The 19073-nt window shown below is 70.8% G+C and carries 20 protein-coding genes; 14 read left to right on the forward strand and 6 right to left on the reverse strand.

Features of this window, described 5'->3' with window-relative positions:
- The first annotated feature begins 102 nt into the window (after positions 1 to 102).
- Complete coding sequence (locus IEZ24_RS12680) at positions 103 to 1341, forward strand: phage major capsid protein (RefSeq protein ID WP_129454214.1); 1239 nt, start codon at positions 103 to 105, stop codon at positions 1339 to 1341.
- On the forward strand, positions 1341 to 1904 hold the full coding sequence (locus tag IEZ24_RS12685; RefSeq protein WP_129454215.1) for an HK97 family phage prohead protease: 564 nt from the start codon (positions 1341 to 1343) through the stop codon (positions 1902 to 1904). The genes IEZ24_RS12680 and IEZ24_RS12685 overlap by 1 nt, the downstream gene beginning before the upstream one ends.
- Positions 1905 to 1988: 84 nt before the next feature.
- Here IEZ24_RS12685 and IEZ24_RS12690 read toward each other — a convergent pair whose 3' ends face one another.
- Positions 1989 to 2507 carry a hypothetical protein gene (locus IEZ24_RS12690; RefSeq protein ID WP_129454216.1) on the reverse strand — a complete coding sequence of 173 codons (519 nt, stop codon included), beginning with the start codon at positions 2505 to 2507 and terminating at the stop codon, positions 1989 to 1991.
- A 201-nt stretch (positions 2508 to 2708) separates the two neighbouring features.
- Here IEZ24_RS12690 and IEZ24_RS12695 point away from each other — a divergent pair, with 201 nt between their 5' ends.
- Positions 2709 to 2915 (forward strand): hypothetical protein, encoded by a 207-nt coding sequence (locus IEZ24_RS12695; RefSeq protein ID WP_129454217.1) that lies wholly within the window; start codon positions 2709 to 2711, stop codon positions 2913 to 2915.
- A 503-nt stretch (positions 2916 to 3418) separates the two neighbouring features.
- On the opposite strand, the gene IEZ24_RS12700 is transcribed toward IEZ24_RS12695, so the two are convergent.
- The 3 genes from IEZ24_RS12700 to IEZ24_RS12710 are packed head-to-tail and all read right to left on the reverse strand — an operon-like array spanning position 3419 to position 5125.
- Positions 3419 to 3838, reverse strand: coding sequence for a hypothetical protein (locus tag IEZ24_RS12700; protein WP_129454218.1), 420 nt, complete (start codon positions 3836 to 3838; stop codon positions 3419 to 3421).
- Positions 3831 to 4289: a hypothetical protein gene (locus IEZ24_RS12705; protein WP_129454219.1), complete on the reverse strand. Its 459-nt coding sequence runs from the start codon at positions 4287 to 4289 to the stop codon at positions 3831 to 3833. The genes IEZ24_RS12700 and IEZ24_RS12705 overlap by 8 nt, the downstream gene beginning before the upstream one ends.
- A complete protein-coding gene (locus IEZ24_RS12710) occupies positions 4286 to 5125 on the reverse strand; it encodes a hypothetical protein (protein WP_129454220.1) in 840 nt (279 codons plus the stop codon). The genes IEZ24_RS12705 and IEZ24_RS12710 overlap by 4 nt, the downstream gene beginning before the upstream one ends.
- 136 nt (positions 5126 to 5261) lie before the next feature.
- On the opposite strand from IEZ24_RS12710, the gene IEZ24_RS12715 reads away from it, so the two are divergent.
- The 6 genes from IEZ24_RS12715 to IEZ24_RS12740 all read left to right on the forward strand — a co-directional run bounded on the left by IEZ24_RS12715 (position 5262) and on the right by IEZ24_RS12740 (position 8221).
- A complete protein-coding gene (locus IEZ24_RS12715) occupies positions 5262 to 5837 on the forward strand; it encodes an ATPase, T2SS/T4P/T4SS family (RefSeq protein ID WP_129454221.1) in 576 nt (191 codons plus the stop codon).
- Positions 5831 to 6514, forward strand: coding sequence for a type II secretion system F family protein (locus IEZ24_RS12720; protein WP_129454222.1), 684 nt, complete (start codon positions 5831 to 5833; stop codon positions 6512 to 6514). The genes IEZ24_RS12715 and IEZ24_RS12720 overlap by 7 nt, the downstream gene beginning before the upstream one ends.
- Positions 6511 to 7194, forward strand: a complete 684-nt coding sequence (locus tag IEZ24_RS12725; RefSeq protein ID WP_242498417.1) for a type II secretion system F family protein — start codon at positions 6511 to 6513, stop codon at positions 7192 to 7194. The genes IEZ24_RS12720 and IEZ24_RS12725 overlap by 4 nt, the downstream gene beginning before the upstream one ends.
- Positions 7195 to 7335: 141 nt before the next feature.
- Positions 7336 to 7515, forward strand: coding sequence for a DUF4244 domain-containing protein (locus tag IEZ24_RS12730; protein ID WP_129454223.1), 180 nt, complete (start codon positions 7336 to 7338; stop codon positions 7513 to 7515).
- A complete protein-coding gene (locus IEZ24_RS12735; RefSeq protein ID WP_129454224.1) occupies positions 7515 to 7877 on the forward strand; it encodes a TadE family protein in 363 nt (120 codons plus the stop codon). Before IEZ24_RS12730 ends, IEZ24_RS12735 begins: the two co-directional genes overlap by 1 nt.
- The gene (locus IEZ24_RS12740) at positions 7874 to 8221 is read left to right on the forward strand and encodes an Rv3654c family TadE-like protein (RefSeq protein ID WP_191192856.1); all 348 of its coding nucleotides are present in this window, start codon (positions 7874 to 7876) and stop codon (positions 8219 to 8221) included. The genes IEZ24_RS12735 and IEZ24_RS12740 overlap by 4 nt, the downstream gene beginning before the upstream one ends.
- Before the next feature lie 18 nt (positions 8222 to 8239).
- Here IEZ24_RS12740 and IEZ24_RS12745 read toward each other — a convergent pair whose 3' ends face one another.
- Positions 8240 to 8545 carry a hypothetical protein gene (locus tag IEZ24_RS12745; protein WP_129454225.1) on the reverse strand — a complete coding sequence of 102 codons (306 nt, stop codon included), beginning with the start codon at positions 8543 to 8545 and terminating at the stop codon, positions 8240 to 8242.
- Between the two features lie 16 nt (positions 8546 to 8561).
- Positions 8562 to 10904: a DEAD/DEAH box helicase gene (locus IEZ24_RS12750; protein ID WP_242498418.1), complete on the reverse strand. Its 2343-nt coding sequence runs from the start codon at positions 10902 to 10904 to the stop codon at positions 8562 to 8564.
- 223 nt (positions 10905 to 11127) lie between these two features.
- Between IEZ24_RS12750 and IEZ24_RS12755 the strand changes: the two genes are divergently transcribed.
- The 5 genes from IEZ24_RS12755 (at position 11128) to IEZ24_RS12775 (ending at position 19031) form a co-directional block, all read left to right on the forward strand.
- Positions 11128 to 11463 (forward strand): anti-sigma factor antagonist, encoded by a 336-nt coding sequence (locus tag IEZ24_RS12755; protein WP_129454226.1) that lies wholly within the window; start codon positions 11128 to 11130, stop codon positions 11461 to 11463.
- Between the two features lie 212 nt (positions 11464 to 11675).
- Positions 11676 to 13991: a sodium-translocating pyrophosphatase gene (locus tag IEZ24_RS12760; protein ID WP_129454227.1), complete on the forward strand. Its 2316-nt coding sequence runs from the start codon at positions 11676 to 11678 to the stop codon at positions 13989 to 13991.
- A gap of 119 nt (positions 13992 to 14110) precedes the next feature.
- Positions 14111 to 15604: a DUF7059 domain-containing protein gene (locus IEZ24_RS12765; RefSeq protein WP_129454228.1), complete on the forward strand. Its 1494-nt coding sequence runs from the start codon at positions 14111 to 14113 to the stop codon at positions 15602 to 15604.
- A gap of 212 nt (positions 15605 to 15816) precedes the next feature.
- Positions 15817 to 17943: a PQQ-dependent sugar dehydrogenase gene (locus IEZ24_RS12770; protein WP_129454229.1), complete on the forward strand. Its 2127-nt coding sequence runs from the start codon at positions 15817 to 15819 to the stop codon at positions 17941 to 17943.
- Positions 17944 to 18275: 332 nt separating this feature from the next.
- Positions 18276 to 19031: a sugar phosphate isomerase/epimerase family protein gene (locus IEZ24_RS12775; protein ID WP_207206739.1), complete on the forward strand. Its 756-nt coding sequence runs from the start codon at positions 18276 to 18278 to the stop codon at positions 19029 to 19031.
- Positions 19032 to 19073 lie beyond the last annotated feature (42 nt).

A 19073-nucleotide genomic window follows, 5' to 3' on the forward strand; every position in this document is an offset into this window, starting at 1 on the left:
GAGGCGGATCACGGGCACAGCGGACGACGACTCCGCATGTGGTGTCTCCGACGACGAGGCGCAGGTTGATTCGTCCCTGCCACCACGAAGGAGTTCAGACCCGTGGCAACCATTCGAGAGCTGCAGCAGAAGGCAGCTCAGCACACCGCTCAGGCTCGCGCGATCAACGACGAGTTCGAGGGCAAGACGATGCCCGCCGAGGCTGCCCACCAGATGGAGCAGCACCTGAAGGCGGCTTCCGACTACCGGCAGCGCGCTCAGCGTGAGGCGTTGCTCGTCGAGACCGAGGACTGGCTCAGCGAGCCCGACTACAAGCACGACATGAGCAACGGCGCGACCGGCGACGATCCGACGTACCGCTCCGAGAAGGGTTATACGCCCGGCTCGCCGAGCCACGACGACGGTTCGGTGCTTTCGCCGCAGTCCAAGGCGTTCCTGGACTTCGTGCGCACCGGCACGATCGCCCCGGAGCACAAGGCAGACCTGGTCGAGAACGCGACCGGGCAGAACCTCGTCCCGACTGACTTCGCGGGCACGATTCTCAAAGCGCTCGCGAAGGAGGCGGTGTTCCGTCGGATCGCGTTCGTGCGACCGACGACGAAGAACAAGGTCGACGTCGGCTCCGTGGCTGTCGGTACGCCGGCTTGGGGGAAGCTCGAGACCGGTGCCACTCCGCCCGACGGGCTGGCCGCGACCCCCGCTGCCAAGGACACCATCGAGGTCCACGACCTGACCTGCCTGGCCAAGATCGGTCGCGACGAGCTGGAGGACTCCGACGAGAACCTCGCCGAGATCGTCCGCAATGCACTGGCGCTTGCGTTCGCAGAGATCGAGGACAACGCGTTCGCAAACGGCTCGGGAACCGGTCAACCGTGGGCGGCGCACCACAACGTCACGCAGAACGTCACCGCTGCCGTGAACGCGGTCGTCACCGCCGACGACCTCAAGCGTCTGCCGTTCAAGGTCGCCTCGCGGTTCCGCCGCAACGGCGCTTACGTCATGCACGGCGCCGTGGAGGAGGCCGTGGCGCTCATCAAGGACGCGGACGGTCGCTACCTGCTGCAGCCGAACTCGGCGGCAGGTGAGCCTCCGACGCTGTTCGGGTACCCGGCCTACTCCTGTGACGGCCTTCCCGCGCCCACCACCACCGGCACCGCGACCGATCCGTCCGCCCTGTTCGGCGACTTCCACGCCGGGTACATGGTCGCGGACCGACGACGTCTCACCGTGCAGCGGCTCGACGAGCTCTATGCCGCAGAAGGCAAGGTCGGGCTGCTGCTGACCCACCGCGTCGGTGGCGACGTCATCCGCCCGTCGGCGATCGCGAAGTACCTCGTCTGATGACCCGCGAGACCAAGACGCTCGACGTCCAGTGGAGCGCCAAAGGGGGTGCCGCCAACGGCGGCACCCTCACCGGCTACGCCTCCACCTTCGGCAACGTCGACCGGCAAGGCGACGTCGTCGAGCGCGGAGCATTCGCCGACACCATCGCCGACCTGCGCGCCAACGGAGGCATACCGCTCCTGGCCGACCACAACGCGTCGACCAGCTCCGTGCTCGGCACCATCACCGACGCTCGCGAGGACGCGCACGGACTCGTCATCGAGGCAGCGTTCTCTTCGATCCCGTCCGCCCAAGCCGTGCGGACATTGCTGACCGAGGGACATCTGTCCCGACTGTCCATCGGCTACGAACCAGTCGACTACGTCTACGAGGCGCGCGACGGCCAGCAGGTGCGCGTGCTCAAGTCGGTGCGCCTCTGGGAAACGTCGGTCGTCGTCTTCCCAGCCAACCCACGTGCCTCCGTTTCAGCCATCAAGACAGAGCGGGAACACAGCCATGCGTGGCTCCGCGACTGGCTGGTCGTCTCCGAACGGCTGGATCAGCACCACTTGCCGGGGTAAGAGGCGCGCCTGGCCGGAGCGAGGCGCTTGGCCCCGGCAAGGCGCACAAAACGTGCATGGGTCGAGGCGACAGGCGGGGGCGGCTTAGCCCAGCTGGCCGCAGCCCTTGCCGGGGGGCGGAAGCTCGAGTCGCTCCCGGATGATCTCGGGGTAGTCCTTGTAGTCGCCCGCGCGCCAAGCTGTCTTGATCCAGAACCCCCACGAGCCCGCATTAGCCGCCCTCGAGGCGCGCAGTAGGGCGTTGACGTATCGACCTTGGAGGGTCGCCATGCGCTTGACCGGCGTACGAACGTCAGATGGCCAGGCCGCGGGCGGGTTCTTCAGGCGATTGAGGAAACGCTGCTCAGCGCGGGCGTATCGCGCGGTGAGACGCTTGATCTCGGGGAGACGATTGGCCACCTCGCGCCTACTGATCTGCTTTCGGCCGAGCCACACATGCCAATCGAAGTGGTTGTAGGCGCGCTTCGTCTCACACGTTCCGGCCAAGTAGTAGCGGCCGGCGCGCTCCTTGCTCATGGGTTCGGCGGCGTGTGCTGTCCCGACGCCCACAATGGCAGCTATAACCATCAGCGCAGACAGCAGCAAACGAACGACGACTCGCATTGTTGGTTCCCCCAAGTAGTTGAGCGGCTCCTCAGGGTATGTCGCTTTCCTTTGGTGCGTCGTGCAAATGCTGGGACGTCCATCGATCTGGGGAGGGAGCGCACGCGGCCTCTGCGGTGTCGGTGCTCGCCCCTAGGGTTTGCAGGTAACCGCTGGAGACTCATACGGAGGCTGCGGCAACATCGAAGGAGACGTCTCATCATGGCCGTTGTGGTTACAACGCAGTTCGGCGCGGCTGGCACCCCGGACGCAAGAGACAAGTACGACGAGGGGCGAGTGGCTGTCATTCACGAAGACAAGCTCTATGTTCTGAATCGCCCTGTCGGTTTTGCCAGTTCCCACGTGCAGGACGTCGTTGCGGTCTACGCCGACGGCCAGTGGAAGCGAGCTGTCATCGAGGACGCCTAGCGCCTCGCTGGCCGTGCTTCCAGAGCAACCGGCTCGCCGCGTTTAACCCGATCCGCCCGTTGCACGAGCTCCAGATGATCACGTCGGAACCATCTCCGACCGTCGTGCAGCACGCTCGGCAAGCGTCCTCGGCGAGCGCGGATTGATACGGCTGCGGCACCCACGCCCATGACAGCGCCCGCCTCACGTGCAGACAGCCACTCATGCTCGACGTCGGGAGGCGCGGGCGCGCCTCGACGAGCTACACGAGCATCGGCGGCCGCCGACCTGGCCTCCCGTAGCGCGATGACCTCGGCTCGGTCGAGGATGGGCCGTTGCTCGCGCTTGGTCAGGTCCCCGCGCCGGATCATCTTCGGCACGGCAGACATGTGCACGCCCAGTATTTGAGCCGCCTCTCGCACGGTGATCCAGTCACGCACCGCAGCACTCTGGCGCCCATGCCGCGACGCCCGCAAGCGACCCGCCGCCGGTGGGCGACTTTCGACGCGCCGCGTAGGTGTTTTCTAGCCGGGCGGCTTGAGGATCTCGACCCGCGAATCTTGCGCGACCCGGCCCCAGCCGCGCCTGAGCTCACCCTTGCTGACGCCAGTCGGTTCGATCAATTTCCCATGGGCCGGGTCGCACTTGTGCGGCTTGTCAGGGTCGGTGTCGGGGTCGGGCGCGGCATCGCGATCGTGGTCGCGCAAGCAGTCGACCCCCACCCGCACAAGGCCGAGGCGTTCCTGACCGTCCAGCACGTCCGCTGGCTGTAGTCCGTTGTCTACGAGCAAGGAATCGATGTAGCAGGACGCGTGCGCCTCATGCGGCCGCCGTTCGAAGGCCGCCGACGACGGACGCATGCGTTCCTGGTTGCCGTCGGGTACGTAGTGAGTAGGAAGGAGGCGTCGGTAGATGCGATCCTCGGGCTCTAGCGCGTCAGTCATGCCGCGATAGAAGGCTCAGTTCCTTTCGGAGAGCCGAGAATCGTAGAGCTTCGCCCTCGGCGTCCCATTCCCGGTGGCTCGCCTCTTCGAAGCACCACGCGGCTCGAGAGCCGTCAGCGTCGACGTAGATCTCTAGGTCAATGCCATTCTGATGCCACTCGAGTTGGACGCCACCCCCGAACCGCGGCACGACGGTCGGCGGAGGAGTGTCGGTCGACATGATCTTTGAGAGCAGGTTGAGGGTCTGTAGCACTGCGTCAGGTGTTGCTTGCAGGTCATAGGCAGTCCGCGCAGGGCGCATCAGTCGCCTCAGCTTGCCCAGGACCGCTGGCAGCCACTCATCGATTGGGTCGTGAAGTGGTTGGTCCGGCGACCAATGAGAGACGCGCGCCGAGCGCGCCAGTTTCTCGTCGTCTCCGATGTGTCGTGGATGAGCGTGCATGACGGTCATTGGTACCTACCCCAGGTGGAGTGCAGTTCAGTCGACGTAACGCCTGTGAAGGCGCGGACGATGTGGTCGTGGCCGTTGTCGAGGAAAGACAGCGCGGCGTCCAGTGGCTCGGTTGCTTCGTCGTAGCGCTTCACAAACGGGTCCCCCCTGTAGCTGAGATTCAGCAACGCGTGAAAGTCATGCTCTTGTGGCGACACGCGACCCTGCACCGTAAGTAGAGCATATGGCCCGTCTTGACCGTCCGAGAACGGGAATCGGAGGAACAGTCCCGTCGTACCGGGAGCCGGTAGGCCGTCGATGCTCACTTTTTCCATGTCAACGCCAAACGCGCGCTGCATCGCATCCATGGACGATTGCGCATCGACCGTGAAGTCGTTGTAGTACTTCACCGACGTGTCAACGATGTAAAGCTCTTCCTCAGTCCCTACCTGAGACCAGAAGACCTCAAAGAGACGCAGAAGGCGCTCGAACTCGCTACGCAGATCGCCGTAACTTGGGTACTCGCCGTCTGGGGTCCTGCGCCACCCACAAGTAAGCATGTCGGACTGCAGGTCGAGCCATCGGGTATTCGCCTGGTCGCGGAATCGAATTCTCGGGGCGGGCGGTATGTCCCCAAGTTCCAGCCGGAAGGCGGAACGGCGCATGCTCCCGTTGAGAAGTTCGGGAGGTCTCTGCGGCAGTTCCATCCGCTTCGGATAGTCGTTCTCAAGCAACTCGAAAAGCGCAGGCAGCATCGTCACCGGTATGTGAACTGGCTGCAATACGAGTCCGAGTTGCACCTCTGACACCGGAGGGCTCTTGTAACGCGGGAGATTGTCCGGCCGCTCGTAGGTCATCGAGCCCTCATGGCTTCATCGAGCATCCTCTGAAGAGCGTCACGCTTGTACACTAGCCAACTTCGTCAAGGGTGGGCGGTCGTCTCAGCGCCTAGCGTGTCGGGTGCTACTTCTTTTACGTCTGTACTGAACCGTCGTGAAGACCTCGGTGCTCTCCGCGCTGCTGTCGTTGGTCGACCCCGGTGAGCGGATCGTGGTGGTCGAGGACGCCAGCGAGCTGCGACCCGAGCACGCGCACGTCGTCGCCCTCGAGGGTCGTCCGGCCAACATCGAGGGCGCCGGCGAGATCTCCTTGCAGACGCTGGTGCGGCAGGCCCTGCGGATGCGGCCCGATCGCCTGGTCGTCGGCGAGGTGCGCGGCGCGGAGGTGGTCGACCTGCTCGCCGCCCTCAACACCGGCCACGGCGGCGGTTGCGGCACGCTCCACGCCAACTCGGCCGCCGACGTCCCCGCCCGGATCGAGGCGCTCGCCCTCGCCGCGGGTCTCCCGCGGGCGGCCGCGCACAGCCAGCTCGCCTCGGCGCTCGACGTGGTCATCCACCTCGGTCGCGGTCGCGACGGGCGCCGACGCGTCGTCGAGCTCGGCGTCCCCGAGCGGGACGACTCGGGCCTGGTCGTGCTGCGGACGGCGGCGACCTTCGAGCCGGACCGCGTCGTGCGTGGACCGGCGGCCGCGACCCTGGCCGCGCGCCTCGGGTCGGTGGCGTGGTGACGGCCTGGCTCGCGGCGGTGCTCGCCGCGCTGCTCGCAGGGGCAGCGGTCGCGACGCTCGTGCCCCCGGTCCGCTCTGGTTCCGCGCGCCGGTCTCCCGTCCCATCGCGGCGGCCGCCCTCCCCGTACGCCGCCCGCCGTCGCACCGCCGCCGACCAGGCCGCGGTGCTGGAGGTGTGCGACCTCCTGGCCGCCGACCTCGCCGCCGGGCGTCCGCCTGAGGCCGCGCTGTCCGCCGCGGCCGAACGGTGGCCCCCGCTCGGCCCAGTGGTCGACGCGCTCCGGCTGGGCGCCGACGTGCCTGAGGCCATGCGACGCGTGGCAGCCGAGAGGCGGGGTGCCGCGGACCTCCGGTGGGTCGCCGGCGCCTGGCAGGTCTCCCAGCACTCCGGGCACGGACTCGCTGCCGCGCTCGAGCGCACCGCCCGAGGCCTGCGGGGCCGACGACGCACGCGCCGTCTCGTCGACTCCGAGCTGGCGTCCGCCCGGGCGACCGCCCGGCTGGTCGCGTGCCTGCCGCTGGCCGTGCTGCTGATGGGGTCAGGGGCCGGGTCCGACCCGTGGTCCTTCCTGCTGGGCACTCCGGTCGGCTGGGCCTGTGCTGCCGTGGGGGTGAGCCTCGTCGGCGCCGGCCTCTGGTGGATCGAACGGATGGCCGATCGGGCGGCTGCGCCGTGACCTGGGTCTGCGCGGTCCTCGCCTCGGCCGCGGTCGCCGCGATGCTGCCGCCGCTGCCCCGGTCCGTCCGCGTCGTCAGCCCGTCGGGTCCCGGACTTCGCCCGGTCGCGGTCGTCGGGGTCGCGATCGGCGGGTGGCTGCTCGTCGGCGGGTGGGCCGGTGTCGTCGTGGGCCTGGTCGCGGCCGTGGGTGCCCGGCAGGTGCTCGCAGGAGCAGAGAACGCACCCGACCGGCGCGAGCGCGCGGAGGTGGAGCGGACCCTGCCCCACCTCGTCGACCTGTTCGCCTCGACGCTGCGGGCGGGCGCCGAGCCGGTCGCTGGGCTGGCGCGGGTCTGCGCCGCACTGCCCGGGCCGGCGGCCGACCGGCTGGCGCCGGTCGTCGAGCGCGCCCGCTGGGGAGCCGGCGTCGACGCCTGGTCGGCGATCGACGACGACGACGCCCTGGCGCCGCTCGCGCGTGCCCTCGTCCGCTCGCAGGCGTCCGGCGCCTCCGTCGTCCAGGCCGTGGAGCGCCTCGCCGACGAGCTCGAGCGGGAGTCGCTGGCCCGTGCCGAGGACGCGGCGCGGCGGGTCGGCGTGGCCGCCGCCATCCCCCTGGGCGCGTGCCTGCTGCCGGCCTTCATGCTGCTCGGCGTGGTGCCGACGGTCGCCTCGCTCTTCGGGGCGGTGGCGCGGTGACGGGCCGCAGGACGTCCACAGGCAGGCCTTTCCGGGCGTCCTCCACAGCCTCGGCGGCGTGGTCGTGCAGGAGCAGCCGGGTGCTCGCAGGCTGGGTCCCGGTCGGGACTCATCGGGAGCCCCGCGACGACAGGGGAATCGATGAAGGTCCAGCGTCACCACAGGTCGGAGTCCGGCATCACCACCGCGGAGTACGCCGTGGGCACCGCAGCGGGGGCTGGCTTCGCCGGCCTCCTCTACACGCTGCTCACCGGGGCGTTCGGCGACCAGCTGCTGGAGCGGCTGTTCAAGCACGTCATGGGTCTGCTCGGCATCGGCTGATGGTCACGCGTGCCCGGCAGGAGCGGGGTGCGGCGACCGCCGAGCTCGCACTGGGCATCCCGCTGCTGGTCGCACTGACCGCCGGCCTCGTGTGGGTGCTGGCGGTCGGCGCGGCCCAGGTCCGGGTCGTCGACGCCTCCCGGGAGGCGGCCCGGATCGTGGCCCGGGGCGACGACGTCGCCGCGGCGGAGGCGGTGGCCCTGCGGATCGCTCCCGAGTCGGCCGAGGTCAGCATCCACGTCGGCGACGCGGAGGTCGTGGTGACCACCTCCGCGCGGGTCTCGGGCCCGGGCGGCCTGCTGGGGTCGCTGCCGGGCGTCACGGTCTCGTCCGAGTCGGTCGCTGTGGTGGAGGAGTCGTGAGCCGGCGCGACGACGTGGGTGGGGCGACCGTCGTGGTGGTGGCGATGGCCGGGGTGCTGATGTTCGTGATGGTCGGCCTCGGCGCGGCCGGCGGGCTGGTCGTGGCCCAGCGTCGCGCCCAGGCGGCCGCCGACCTCTCGGCGCTCGCCGGTGCGGCAGCCACGGGCGACTCCTGCGTGGAGGCGGGTCGCGTCGCCGCGGCCAACGACGCCGCCCTCGACCGGTGCCGGCTCGACGGTGAGGAGGTCAGTGTCGCGGTGTCGGTGCCCGGTCCCGAGCTCCCGTGGGCGTCGAGGTGGTCGCAGGTCCGGGTGACGGCCGAGGCGCGTGCCGGGCCCGGGTGAGCGTCGGGCCGGGGTGGGTCAGGCCGGGTCGCGCCGCTCGGGGTCGTCCTCGCGGCGCTCGGCCTCGACCCGCTCGAGCTTCTCGTTGAGCTTGGTCAGCTCCTTGCGCTCCTTGCGGTGCGCCAGGGTGCGCCGGGTGCCCCACTTGAGGAGCGCGAAGCCCCACAGGATCGCGGCGCCCGCGGCGACACCCACGAGGAAGGACTCGAACGTCGTGACCTCGAAGCCGAGGAGCTCCCCGCCGGTGCCGGGCTCGCTGACGAACAGCGCGGACAGCACGGCGATCGCGCCGAGGATCATGAGGCCAAGACCGAGGATCACCATGGTCCCGAATCTAGCCCTATCCGTGGTCGCGGGGTGCACCCGCGAGGAGGGCATCGAGCAAAGAGATGGCGCCGGCCTTGTCGAGGGGGTTGTTCTGGTTGCCGCACTTGGGCGACTGGATGCACGACGGGCATCCGCTGGCACACTCGCAGCTCGCGATGGCCTCGCGGGTGGCCGACAGCCAGGTGGCGGCCGTGCGGAACCCACGCTCGGAGAAGCCGGCCCCGCCCGGGTGGCCGTCGTACACGAAGACGGTCAGCACTCCCGTGTCGGCGTGCCGTGCGGTCGAGACGCCGCCGATGTCCCACCGGTCGCAGGTCGCGAAGAGGGGGAGCAGGCCGATGGAGCAGTGCTCGGCGGCGTGGGCGGCGCCCGGGACGTCGAGCGCGGCCAGTCCCGCCTCGGCGACCACGTCGTCCGGCACGGTCCACCACACCGCCGTGGTCCGCAGCGTCCGCTCGGGCAGGTCGAGCGGGTCCTCCGACAGCACCTCGCCGCCGGGCTGGCGCCGCTTGAGGAAGGAGACCACCTGGTGCGACACGTCCACCTCGCCGAGCGCCAGCTCGCAGCCGGCCCACGACTGCCGCTCACGGGTGGCGACGATGCTGATGTCGGTGACCTCCCGTGCGGTGGTGCTGTACGCCGGCTCGTCGCGGCGCATGACCGCGACGTGGTGCTCGAGGTCGAGGTCCTCGACGAGCCAGGTCTCGCCCTGGTGGACGTACACCGCACCCGGGTGGGCCTGGTTGTGGGCGCCGCCGGCGTCGACGGTGCCGACCACGCGACCGGTGTCGGCCTCGATGAGCTGCACGGGCGATCCGCCGGCCGAGCGGATGTCGGCGAGGTCGGCGGCGCGCGACCGGTCCGTCCAGAACCACCCGCGGGGTCGCCGGCGCAGCAGCCCGAGCGAGGTCAGCTCGTCCACGACCTCGCGGGCGGTCGGCCCGAAGAGCGGCAGGTCGGCCTCGGTGAGCGGCTGCTCCTGCGCGGCGGCGCACAGGTGCGGTCCCATGACGTGGGGGTTCGACGGGTCGAAGACGGAGGCCTCCACGGGAGCGCCGATGAGCATCTCGGGGTGCGTCACCAGGTAGGTGTCGAGCGGGTCGTCCTTGGCGACGAGGATCCCGAGTGCGTCCTGCGCCCCCCGCCCGGCGCGCCCGACCTGCTGCCAGAAGGCCGCGCGGGTCCCGGGGAACCCGGCGACGAGGACCGCGTCGAGGCCGCTGATGTCGATGCCGAGCTCGAGCGCGTTGGTGGCCGCCAGCCCGATGAGGTCCCCGCGCCGCAGCGCCGCCTCGAGCGCGCGTCGCTCCTCCGGCAGGTAGCCCCCGCGATAGGCCGCGATCCGCCCGGGCAGCGACGGGTCGACCTCGGCGAGCAGGTCGGCGGCGGTCAGGGCCACCTGCTCGGCCCCGCGGCGCGACCGGACGAAGGCGAGCGTGCGTACGTCCTCGGCCACCAGGTCGGCCAGCAGGTCGGCGACCTCCGACGACGCGGCCCGACGCACGGGCGCGCCGTTCTCCCCTGCGTGCGAGGTGAACGGCGGCTCCCAGAGCAGCAGCGAGACCTCCCCGCGCGGCGAGTCGTCGCGGGTCAGCGCGACCACGTCGAGCCCGGTGAGCCGGGCGGCAGTGACCTCGGGCTCGGCGACGGTCGCCGAGGCGAGCACGAAGGTCGGGTGCGCGCCGTACATCGCACAGACCCGCCGCAGCCGGCGCAGCACGTGGGAGACGTGCGCCCCGAAGACACCGCGGTAGTGGTGGCACTCGTCGACCACGACGTACTGCACCGAGCCGAGCAGCCGCGCCCACCGGTGGTGCGACGGCAGCAGCGAGCGGTGGAGCATGTCGGGGTTGGTCAGGACGTACTCCCCGAAGTCGCGCGTCCAGTCCCGCTCCTCGCGCGAGGAGTCGCCGTCGTGCGCGGCGAGGCGCACGTCGAGCCCGAGCGACTCGAGCCCGGCGAGCTGGTCGTGGGCGAGCGCCTTCGTCGGTGCGAGGTAGAGCACCGACGCGCCGCGCTCACCCCGTGGCCCGCGGGCCGCCCGGATCGCCGACAGCGCCGGCAGCTGGTAGGCCAGCGACTTCCCCGACGCCGTGCCGGTCGCCACGATCACGTGGTCGCCCGCGTGGGCCGCGTCGGCGGCGACCACCTGGTGCCGCCACGGACGCGCCACGCCTTGGGCGGCGTACGCCCCGCGGACGTCGTCGGGCACCCAGCCGGGCCAGTCCTCGTGGACGGCCTCCCGGGCGGGCAGCACCTCCAGGTGCCGCAGCCGGTCCTCGCGCCCGGGCACGCCGACGAGGCGACGGACCAGGGCGTCCACCGCAGGCGCGGCGCCGGGACGGGAGGGGCTCACCGGGCGCAGTCTGGCAAAGGCCGGAGACGTCGGCCTGGCAAAGGCCGGAGACGTCGGCGGAGGGGGCGCCCGCGGGGCCCGCCACCGGGCATCGGGTCGGGATGTGGAGAGGACTCCTGCGCAACACTTGTGACTCGTGGTTTGATACCACCCGAATGGACCAAGGGCACCGGTGTGCCCGCAGACGCACTGTCCGAACGAGTTCGGGGACCGGGGAGCAGTCGTGGATCTCACCCTTGCGACACGCGAGGTGGACGGTCGTGCCGTCGTGGCCGTCGGCGGGGAGATCGACGTCTACACCGCGCCCAAGCTGCGCGACTGCATCACCGACCTGGTCAGCGCCGGCACCTACGACATCGTGATCGACCTCGAGGCGGTCGAGTTCCTCGACTCCACCGGCCTCGGCGTGCTGGTCGGCGGGCTCAAGAAGGTGCGCGCCCACGACGGCTCGCTCGACCTCGTGTGCACCCAGGAGCGCCTGCTCAAGATCTTCCGCATCACCGGCCTGGCCAAGGTGTTCACCATCCACGACACCGTGGGCATGACCCCCGGCGCCTGACCCAGCCGGCGCCGTCGCGGGCCCGCTCGCGGCCCACCGATCACCCCTCCGGACGTGTCCGGAGGGGTTTTGTCACGATCGAATCCGGGACCGGACCAGATAGCCGGTGTGGTGTGGGTCACCCTGCCCCGTGATCTGGGTCACGTCTGCGTAGACTCCGGCGCGTTCACGGATCATTTCCAGTGCTTAGCTCAAGTCCGAGGAGGACACGCATGACGGGGATCTTGCCCGCTGTCGTTGCGCAGCCGGAGCTCGAAGGTGGCAACCTCGTCCTGGTCGTCGTCGTCGCCCTGATCGCGCTCGGCGCGCTCGGGATGGCCGCGATGTTCAGGTCGCAGGTGCTGTCCGCGGGTGAGGGCACCGACAACATGAAGACCATCGCCCAGGCCGTCCAGGAGGGCGCCAACGCCTACCTGCAGCGGCAGTTCCGCACGCTCGCGGTCTTCGCCGCGGTGGCGTTCGTGGTCCTGTTCGCGCTGCCCGCCGACGACATGGCCGTCCGCATCGGGCGCTCCATCTTCTTCCTCGTCGGCGCGGGCTTCTCCGCCGCGATCGGCTACCTCGGCATGAGCCTGGCGGTGCGCGCCAACCTGCGCGTGGCCGCGGCGGCCGAGTCCGAGGGCCGCGACCCCGCCATGACGATCGGCTTCCGTACGGGCGCCTTCGTCGGCATGGCGACCGTCGGCCTGGGCCTGCTCGGCGCCAGCGTCGTCGTCCTGCTCTTCAAGGACGAGGCGCCGGTCGTGCTCGAGGGCTTCGGCTTCGGTGCCGCCCTGCTCGCCATGTTCATGCGTGTCGGCGGCGGCATCTTCACCAAGGCCGCCGACGTCGGCGCCGACCTCGTCGGCAAGGTCGAGCAGGGCATCCCCGAGGACGACCCGCGCAACGCCGCGACCATCGCGGACAACGTGGGCGACAACGTCGGCGACTGCGCCGGCATGGCCGCCGACCTGTTCGAGTCGTACGCCGTCACGCTGGTCGCCGCGCTGATCCTCGGCGCGGCCGCCTTCGGCGACAAGGGCCTCGTCTTCCCGCTGCTCATCCCGGCCATCGGTGCGCTGACCGCCGTCCTCGGCATCTACATCACCAAGCCGCGGCCCGAGGAGAACGGCCTCACCACCATCAACCGCGCGTTCTACATCTCGGCCGCCGTCGGCGCCGTGGCGTCGGTGATCCTCTCCTACGTCTACCTGCCCGGCGACTTCGCCGAGTTCGGCGAGGGCTTCGCCGGCATCGAGGGCGACCCGCGCTTCATCGCCAGCGCCGCGGTGGTCATCGGCATCGTGATGGCGGCCGGCATCCTCGCCCTCACCGGCTACTACACCGGCACCGAGTACCGCCCCGTGAAGGACGTCGGCAAGACCTCGCTCACCGGTCCCGCGACCGTCATCCTCTCCGGCCTGAGCGTCGGCTTCGAGTCGGCGGTCTACACGACGCTGGTGATCGGCGCTGCCGTCTTCGGTGCCTACCTCCTCGGTGGCGCGACCCTCACGGTGTCGCTGTTCGCCGTCGCGCTGGCCGGCTGCGGCCTGCTGACCACCGTCGGCGTCATCGTCGCGATGGACACCTTCGGCCCGGTCTCCGACAACGCGCAGGGCATCGCCGAGATGTCCGGCGACGTCAGCCCCGAGGGCGCGCAGATCCTCACCGAGCTCGACGCCGTCGGCAACACCACCAAGGCCATCACCAAGGGCATCGCCATCGCGACGGCGGTGCTCGCCGCGACCGCGCTGTTCGGCTCCTACGCCACGTCGGTGGCGGAGGCCCTCGCCGAGGCCAGCCCCACCGCCGAGGAGGTGGGCCTGCTGAGCTTCGAGGTCTTCAACCCCGCGGTCCTCGTCGGCGTGCTGCTCGGCGCGGCCGTGGTGTTCCTCTTCTCCGGCCTCGCGATCAACGCGGTCGCCCGCGCTGCCGGCGCGGTCGTCTTCGAGGTGCGCCGCCAGTTCCGCGAGATCCCCGGGATCATGGAGGGCACCGGTCGCCCGGAGTACGGCAAGGTCGTCGACATCGTCACCCGCGACTCGCTGCGCGAGCTGGTCACGCCCGGCATCCTGGCCGTCCTGGCACCCGTCGCCGTCGGCTTCGGCCTCGGTGTCACCGCGCTGGCCGGCTTCCTCGCCGGTGCGATCGGCGCCGGCACGCTGATGGCGGTCTTCCTGGCCAACGCGGGTGGCGCCTGGGACAACGCCAAGAAGCTCGTCGAGGACGGACACCACGGCGGCAAGGGCTCCGACGCGCATGACGCCACGATCATCGGCGACACCGTCGGCGACCCGTTCAAGGACACTGCCGGCCCGGCCATCAACCCGCTCATCAAGGTGATGAACCTGGTCTCGCTGCTCATCGCCAGCGCCATCGTCTCCATGAGCGTCGGCGAGGACCAGAACGACGTCCTGCGGATCGTGATCGCGCTGGTCGCGGTCGCGATCATCACGGGCGCGGTCGTGGTCTCCAAGCGGCGCGAGGTGGCCATCGCCGACGACGGCGACAACACCGGCTCGTCGTCGTTCAGCCCGCACCACGCCTGACCGCACCTGATCCACCCGCAGCACCGTTCCAGACGTCATGGCGGCTGGTCGCTCCGGCGACCGGGCGCCATGACGTTGTCGGCGTACGGCGCGGTCGGCCCGGGTGGGAGGCTGGGCCCATGTCGTCCGACCTCGACTTCACCGGCCCGCTGCGCGACGCCCTGCTCACCGCCGACTTCACCTTCGACGCGGTCGCGGAGGCGATCGGCGACGACGCGCACCGCGCACTCGGGCGCAACGAGACCCTCCCCGCCCTGAGGCGTACGAGGTCCGGCGATCCGCTCGACACGCTGGTCCGGCTCTTCCTGCTCCAGGCGCCGGTGCCGCGCGACGACGCCGAGCGGGCCCTGCCCGGCCTGGTCGACCGCCTCTGCAACGCCGGGCTGCTCGAGCAGAGCGTCGGCGAGGTCGCCGCGCGGACCGACTGCCGGCCGTACGCCGCCTCCGAGGCCGGCATCGAGCGCGACCTCTGGGTGGTCTCCGACCTGACGCCCGGCCTCGACGGGGCGCCGGTCGCGGTCGGCCCCGACCACGTCCTCGGCATCTCGAGCGCGTCGACCAGCCTCGCGCAGCTGACGATGCGCGAGCCGGTGGAGCGCGCGCTCGACCTCGGCACCGGGTGCGGGGTCCAGGCCCTGCACCTCGCCACCCACTCCGACACGGTCGTGGCGACCGACGTCAACGCCCGCGCACTCTGGATGACCCGGCTCAACGCCGCCCTCAACGACATCGTCGTCGACGTGCGCGACGGGTCGTTCTTCGAGCCGGTGGCGGGGGAGCGGTTCGACCTCATCGCCACCAACCCGCCCTTCGTGATCTCGCCGGCGACGGGGGAGCGGCTGGTCTACCGCGACTCCGGGCTGCCCGGCGACCGCGTCGTCGAGCACATCGTGCGCACCGGCCCGGACCACCTCGCCGAGGGCGGCTGGCTGCAGGTCCTGGCCAACTGGGCGATCGTCGAGGGCCGGCCGTGGGACGAGCGGCTCGGCTCGTGGCTGCGGGAGGACTGCGACGCGCTGGTCGTCCAGCGCGAGGTGCTCGACCCCGCGGCGTACGTCGAGCTCTGGCTCAAGGACAGCGGCCACCACGGCGGCCCCGACTACGCCGAGCGCTACGACACGTGGCTGTCGTGGCTGGAGGACACGGGCATCGAGGGGATCGGGTTCGGCTGGGTCAACGTCCGCAGCGGCGGCTCCGGGGCGGTGGCCGGCCGGCACGAGCTCCTCGAGTGGCCGTACGACGTCGAGCAGCCGATCGGCCCGGCGATCCGGGCCTGGGGCGGCGCGGCCACCGGTCTGCGCGGACTGGACGACGACGCGCTGCTCGCGACGACGCTGCGCGCCCGCGAGGACGTCCAGCAGGAGACCGTCGGGCGGCCCGGTGCCGAGGACCCCGAGGCGATCGTGCTGCGCCAGCAGCGCGGCTTCCGGCGGGCGCGGACGGCCGACACCGTCGAGGCGGCGCTCGTCGGCGCGAGCGACGGCGACCTCACCCTGGGGCAGCTGCTCGGAGCCCTCGCCACGCTGCTGCAGCGCGACGAGGTCGACCTGCGCGAGGCGTACGTCCCGGTCGTGCGCGAGCTGGTGGGAGAGGGCTTCCTCCTGCTCGGCTGATCGGGGCCCGGAGCGAGCCCGGAACGAGCCCGGAACGAGCCCGGGGCGACCCGGCGGTGCGTGGTCCACCGCTGGGGGTGAGTCGTGCGCGGCGGACTTGTGTCGACAGGCGAGCAAAAGACGCATGATCGTTGACGTGACCCCCGTCACGTGCCTACGTTGCTTGTCGGCTCCCGCCACCTCCTCACCACTCGGGAACAGGAGATCCCCACATGTTGCACCCGTTCCGCGCAGGGCTCACGGCCGCCGTCGGCGCCACCCTCTGCCTGCCCCTCGTCGCCGCCACCACCGCGGCCACCGCCCACGACGGGCACGACGACACACCTCCGCCCCCGCCCTCCGGGTCGTTCCAGAAGGTCACCCTCAACGACCGACCCGGCGAGCCCGTCGACCTCGCGGTCCTGCCGGACGGCGACGTCCTGCACACCACCCGCGCCGGCGTCATCTGGCACAACGACGCCAGGACCGGCGTCAACAGCGTCGCCGGGCGCATCCCGGTCTACCTCCACGACGAGGAGGGCCTGCAGAGCATCGCCCTCGACCCGGGCTACGACGGCAAGAAGAACCAGTGGATCTACCTCTACTACTCGCCGCCGCTCGACACCCCCGTCGACGACCCGGCGACGACCTCGGTCAACGAGGGTGACGCCCCGGAGACCGGGACCGCGGCCGACTTCGAGCGGTTCGAGGGCCACCTGACGGTCGCGCGGTTCCGCTACTCCGGCGGCCAGGTCGACCTCGGCTCCGAGCAGAAGGTGCTCGACGTCCCCGTCGACCGCGGCATCTGCTGCCACGTGGGCGGCGACATCGTCTTCGACTCCGACGGCAACCTGATCCTCTCCACCGGTGACGACACCAACCCGTTCCAGTCCGACGGCTACGTGCCGCTCGACGAGCGTCCCGACCGCAACCCGGCCTTCGACGCCCAGCGGACGTCGGCCAACACCGACGACCTGCGCGGCAAGATCCTGCGGATCACGCCCAAGGCCGGTGGCGGCTACACGATCCCCGACGGCAACCTGTTCGAGCCCGGCACCCCGAAGACCCGGCCGGAGATCTACTCGATGGGCTGGCGCAACCCGTTCCGCATCGAGATCGACCCCGACACCGACGACCTCTGGGTCGCCGACTACTCGCCCGACGCCCGCTCCGCCAACCCCGACCGCGGGCCTGCCGGCCACGGCAAGTGGGCGGTCGTCGACGAGCCCGGCAACTACGGCTGGCCCTACTGCGCCACTGCCGAGCTGCCCTACAACGACTTCGACTTCGCCACCCGCGCCAGCGGTTCGACGTTCGACTGCGACGCCCCGGTCAACGACTCGGTGCACAACACCGGCCTGCGCGAGCTGCCCCCGGTCGAGCAGCCGGAGGTCTGGTACACCTACGGCCTCTCCGAGGAGTTCCCCGAGCTCGAGACCGGCGGCATCGGCCCGATGGCCGGCCCCGCCTACCAGTACGACCGCCAGGCCACCCGCGGTCGCAACCCCGTCGCCTGGCCGGAGCGCTACGACGACACCCCGCTCTTCTACGAGTGGACCCGTGACTACATCAAGGGCCTCCACCTCGACGACGGCGAGGTCGCGGCCATCGAGGACGTCGTCGACGACGTCGTCACCGACAACCCGATCGACATGGAGTTCGGCCCCGACGGCGCGCTCTACGTGCTGGAGTACGGCGACGGCTACTTCGCCCAGAACCCCGACGCGCAGCTCTCCCGGATCGACTTCGTCGGAGCCGGCGGCAACCGCAGCCCCGTCCCGGCCATCAAGGCCGAGCCGACGGCCGGCCGGTCGCCGCTGACGGTGGAGTTCTCCAGCGACGGCACGACCGACCCCGACGGCGACACCGATCTCGCGTACGCCTGGGACTTCGACGGTGACGGCAAGGTCGACAGCCGCAGGGCCGACGCGACCCACACCTACACCGAGGACGGCACCTACCGCGCCACGCTCACCGTGACCGACCGCGGCGGACGCCTCGCCTCGGCCGACGTCGACATCGTGGTGGGCAACCAGGCCCCGGTCGTCGAGCTCGTCACCCCGGTGGCGGACCAGGAGTTCGGCTTCGGCGACACCGTGACGTACGAGGTGCGCGTGACCGACGACCAGGAGGTCGACTGCAGCCGGGTCAGCGTGACCTACGTGCTGGGCCACGACACCCACGGCCACCCGCAGTCCACCGCCTTCGGCTGCACGGGCTCGCTCACCACGACCGTGCCAGAGGGCCACGACCCGGCGACCGACGACCTCGCCGCCGTGTTCGTCGCCGAGTACACCGACGCCGGCTCCGAGCCGCCGCTGAGCGGGTCCGCCGAGGTCGTCCTCGAGCCGGCCGGCTGACACGCGCACCACCTCTGAGAAAGCCCTCTGAGAAGACCATCTGGAAACCCCCCTGAGAAACCCCGAGAAAGTAGGCAGCACATGTGTTTCGGATATGACGGCGACGCCGCCCTGCGCGAGTCGCTCGAGAGGAAGGGCGCCAGCCGGCGCGGCCTGCTGCGCGGCGCCGTGGCGGGCGCGGCGGGAGCCACCGTGCTGGGCGTCGGCGGACCCGCGACCGCGGCGCAGCCCCGGCGCGGCGACGACCCCAGCCACGGGAAGGGGCCGCGCCACCGCGTACCGGCGGACCGGCGGACCGGATCAGCATCCAGCTCTACACGCTGCGCTCGGCGATGACCTCCGACGCCGGCATCAAGCTGATGCTCGACCAGCTCGCGAAGTTCGGCTACGAGCGCGTGGAGCGTGCCGGTCTGTACCAGTACACCGCCGCCCAGCTGAAGGCCGAGCTCGACGCCCGCGGCATCTGGGCCTCCTCCAGCCACGACGGCGTCAGCAACCGGGACGCCGCCGCGCTGAACAAGAAGCTCGACGACGCCAACACCTTCCGGCAGAAGTTCATCAACGTGCCCTACTTCAACTCGCCCGACAAGGCGGCGTGGCAGGACCTCGCGGACCAGATGAACAGCGAGGCGCAGGTGGCCGGCAGCCGTGGCCTGCGGTACGGCTACCACAACCACGCCCACGAGTTCACGATCACGTTCGCGGACGGCACGACCCCGTGGGACGTGCTCACCTCCGAGCTCGACCCCACGCTCGTGCACCTCGAGATCGACCTCTACTGGGCCTACACCGCCGGTGTGAACCTCGGGGTCGCGGACCCGGTCGCCTTCACCGACGACGTGATCCGCTCGGCTCCGCAGGAGGTCCGGCAGTACCACGTGAAGGACCGCCACGGCGCCGACGCCGCTGCGCTGTACGGCCAGCAGCCGGGCGACATGGCGGACCTGGGGCTCGGCGTGGTCGACTTCCCGGCCATCTTCAAGAAGCACCAGGTCGAGGAGTACATCGTCGAGAACGACACCCCGGACTTCCGTCCGGCGGCGACCGCCAACACGGGCTTCCGCTACCTGGAGGGTCTCGACTTCTGACCCGTACGGCCGCCTGACGCGCTCGGGCCCCACGTCCTCGCG

The sequence above is a fragment of the Nocardioides ganghwensis genome (genome assembly GCF_014779655.1).
GTDB lineage: Bacteria > Actinomycetota > Actinomycetes > Propionibacteriales > Nocardioidaceae > Nocardioides > Nocardioides ganghwensis.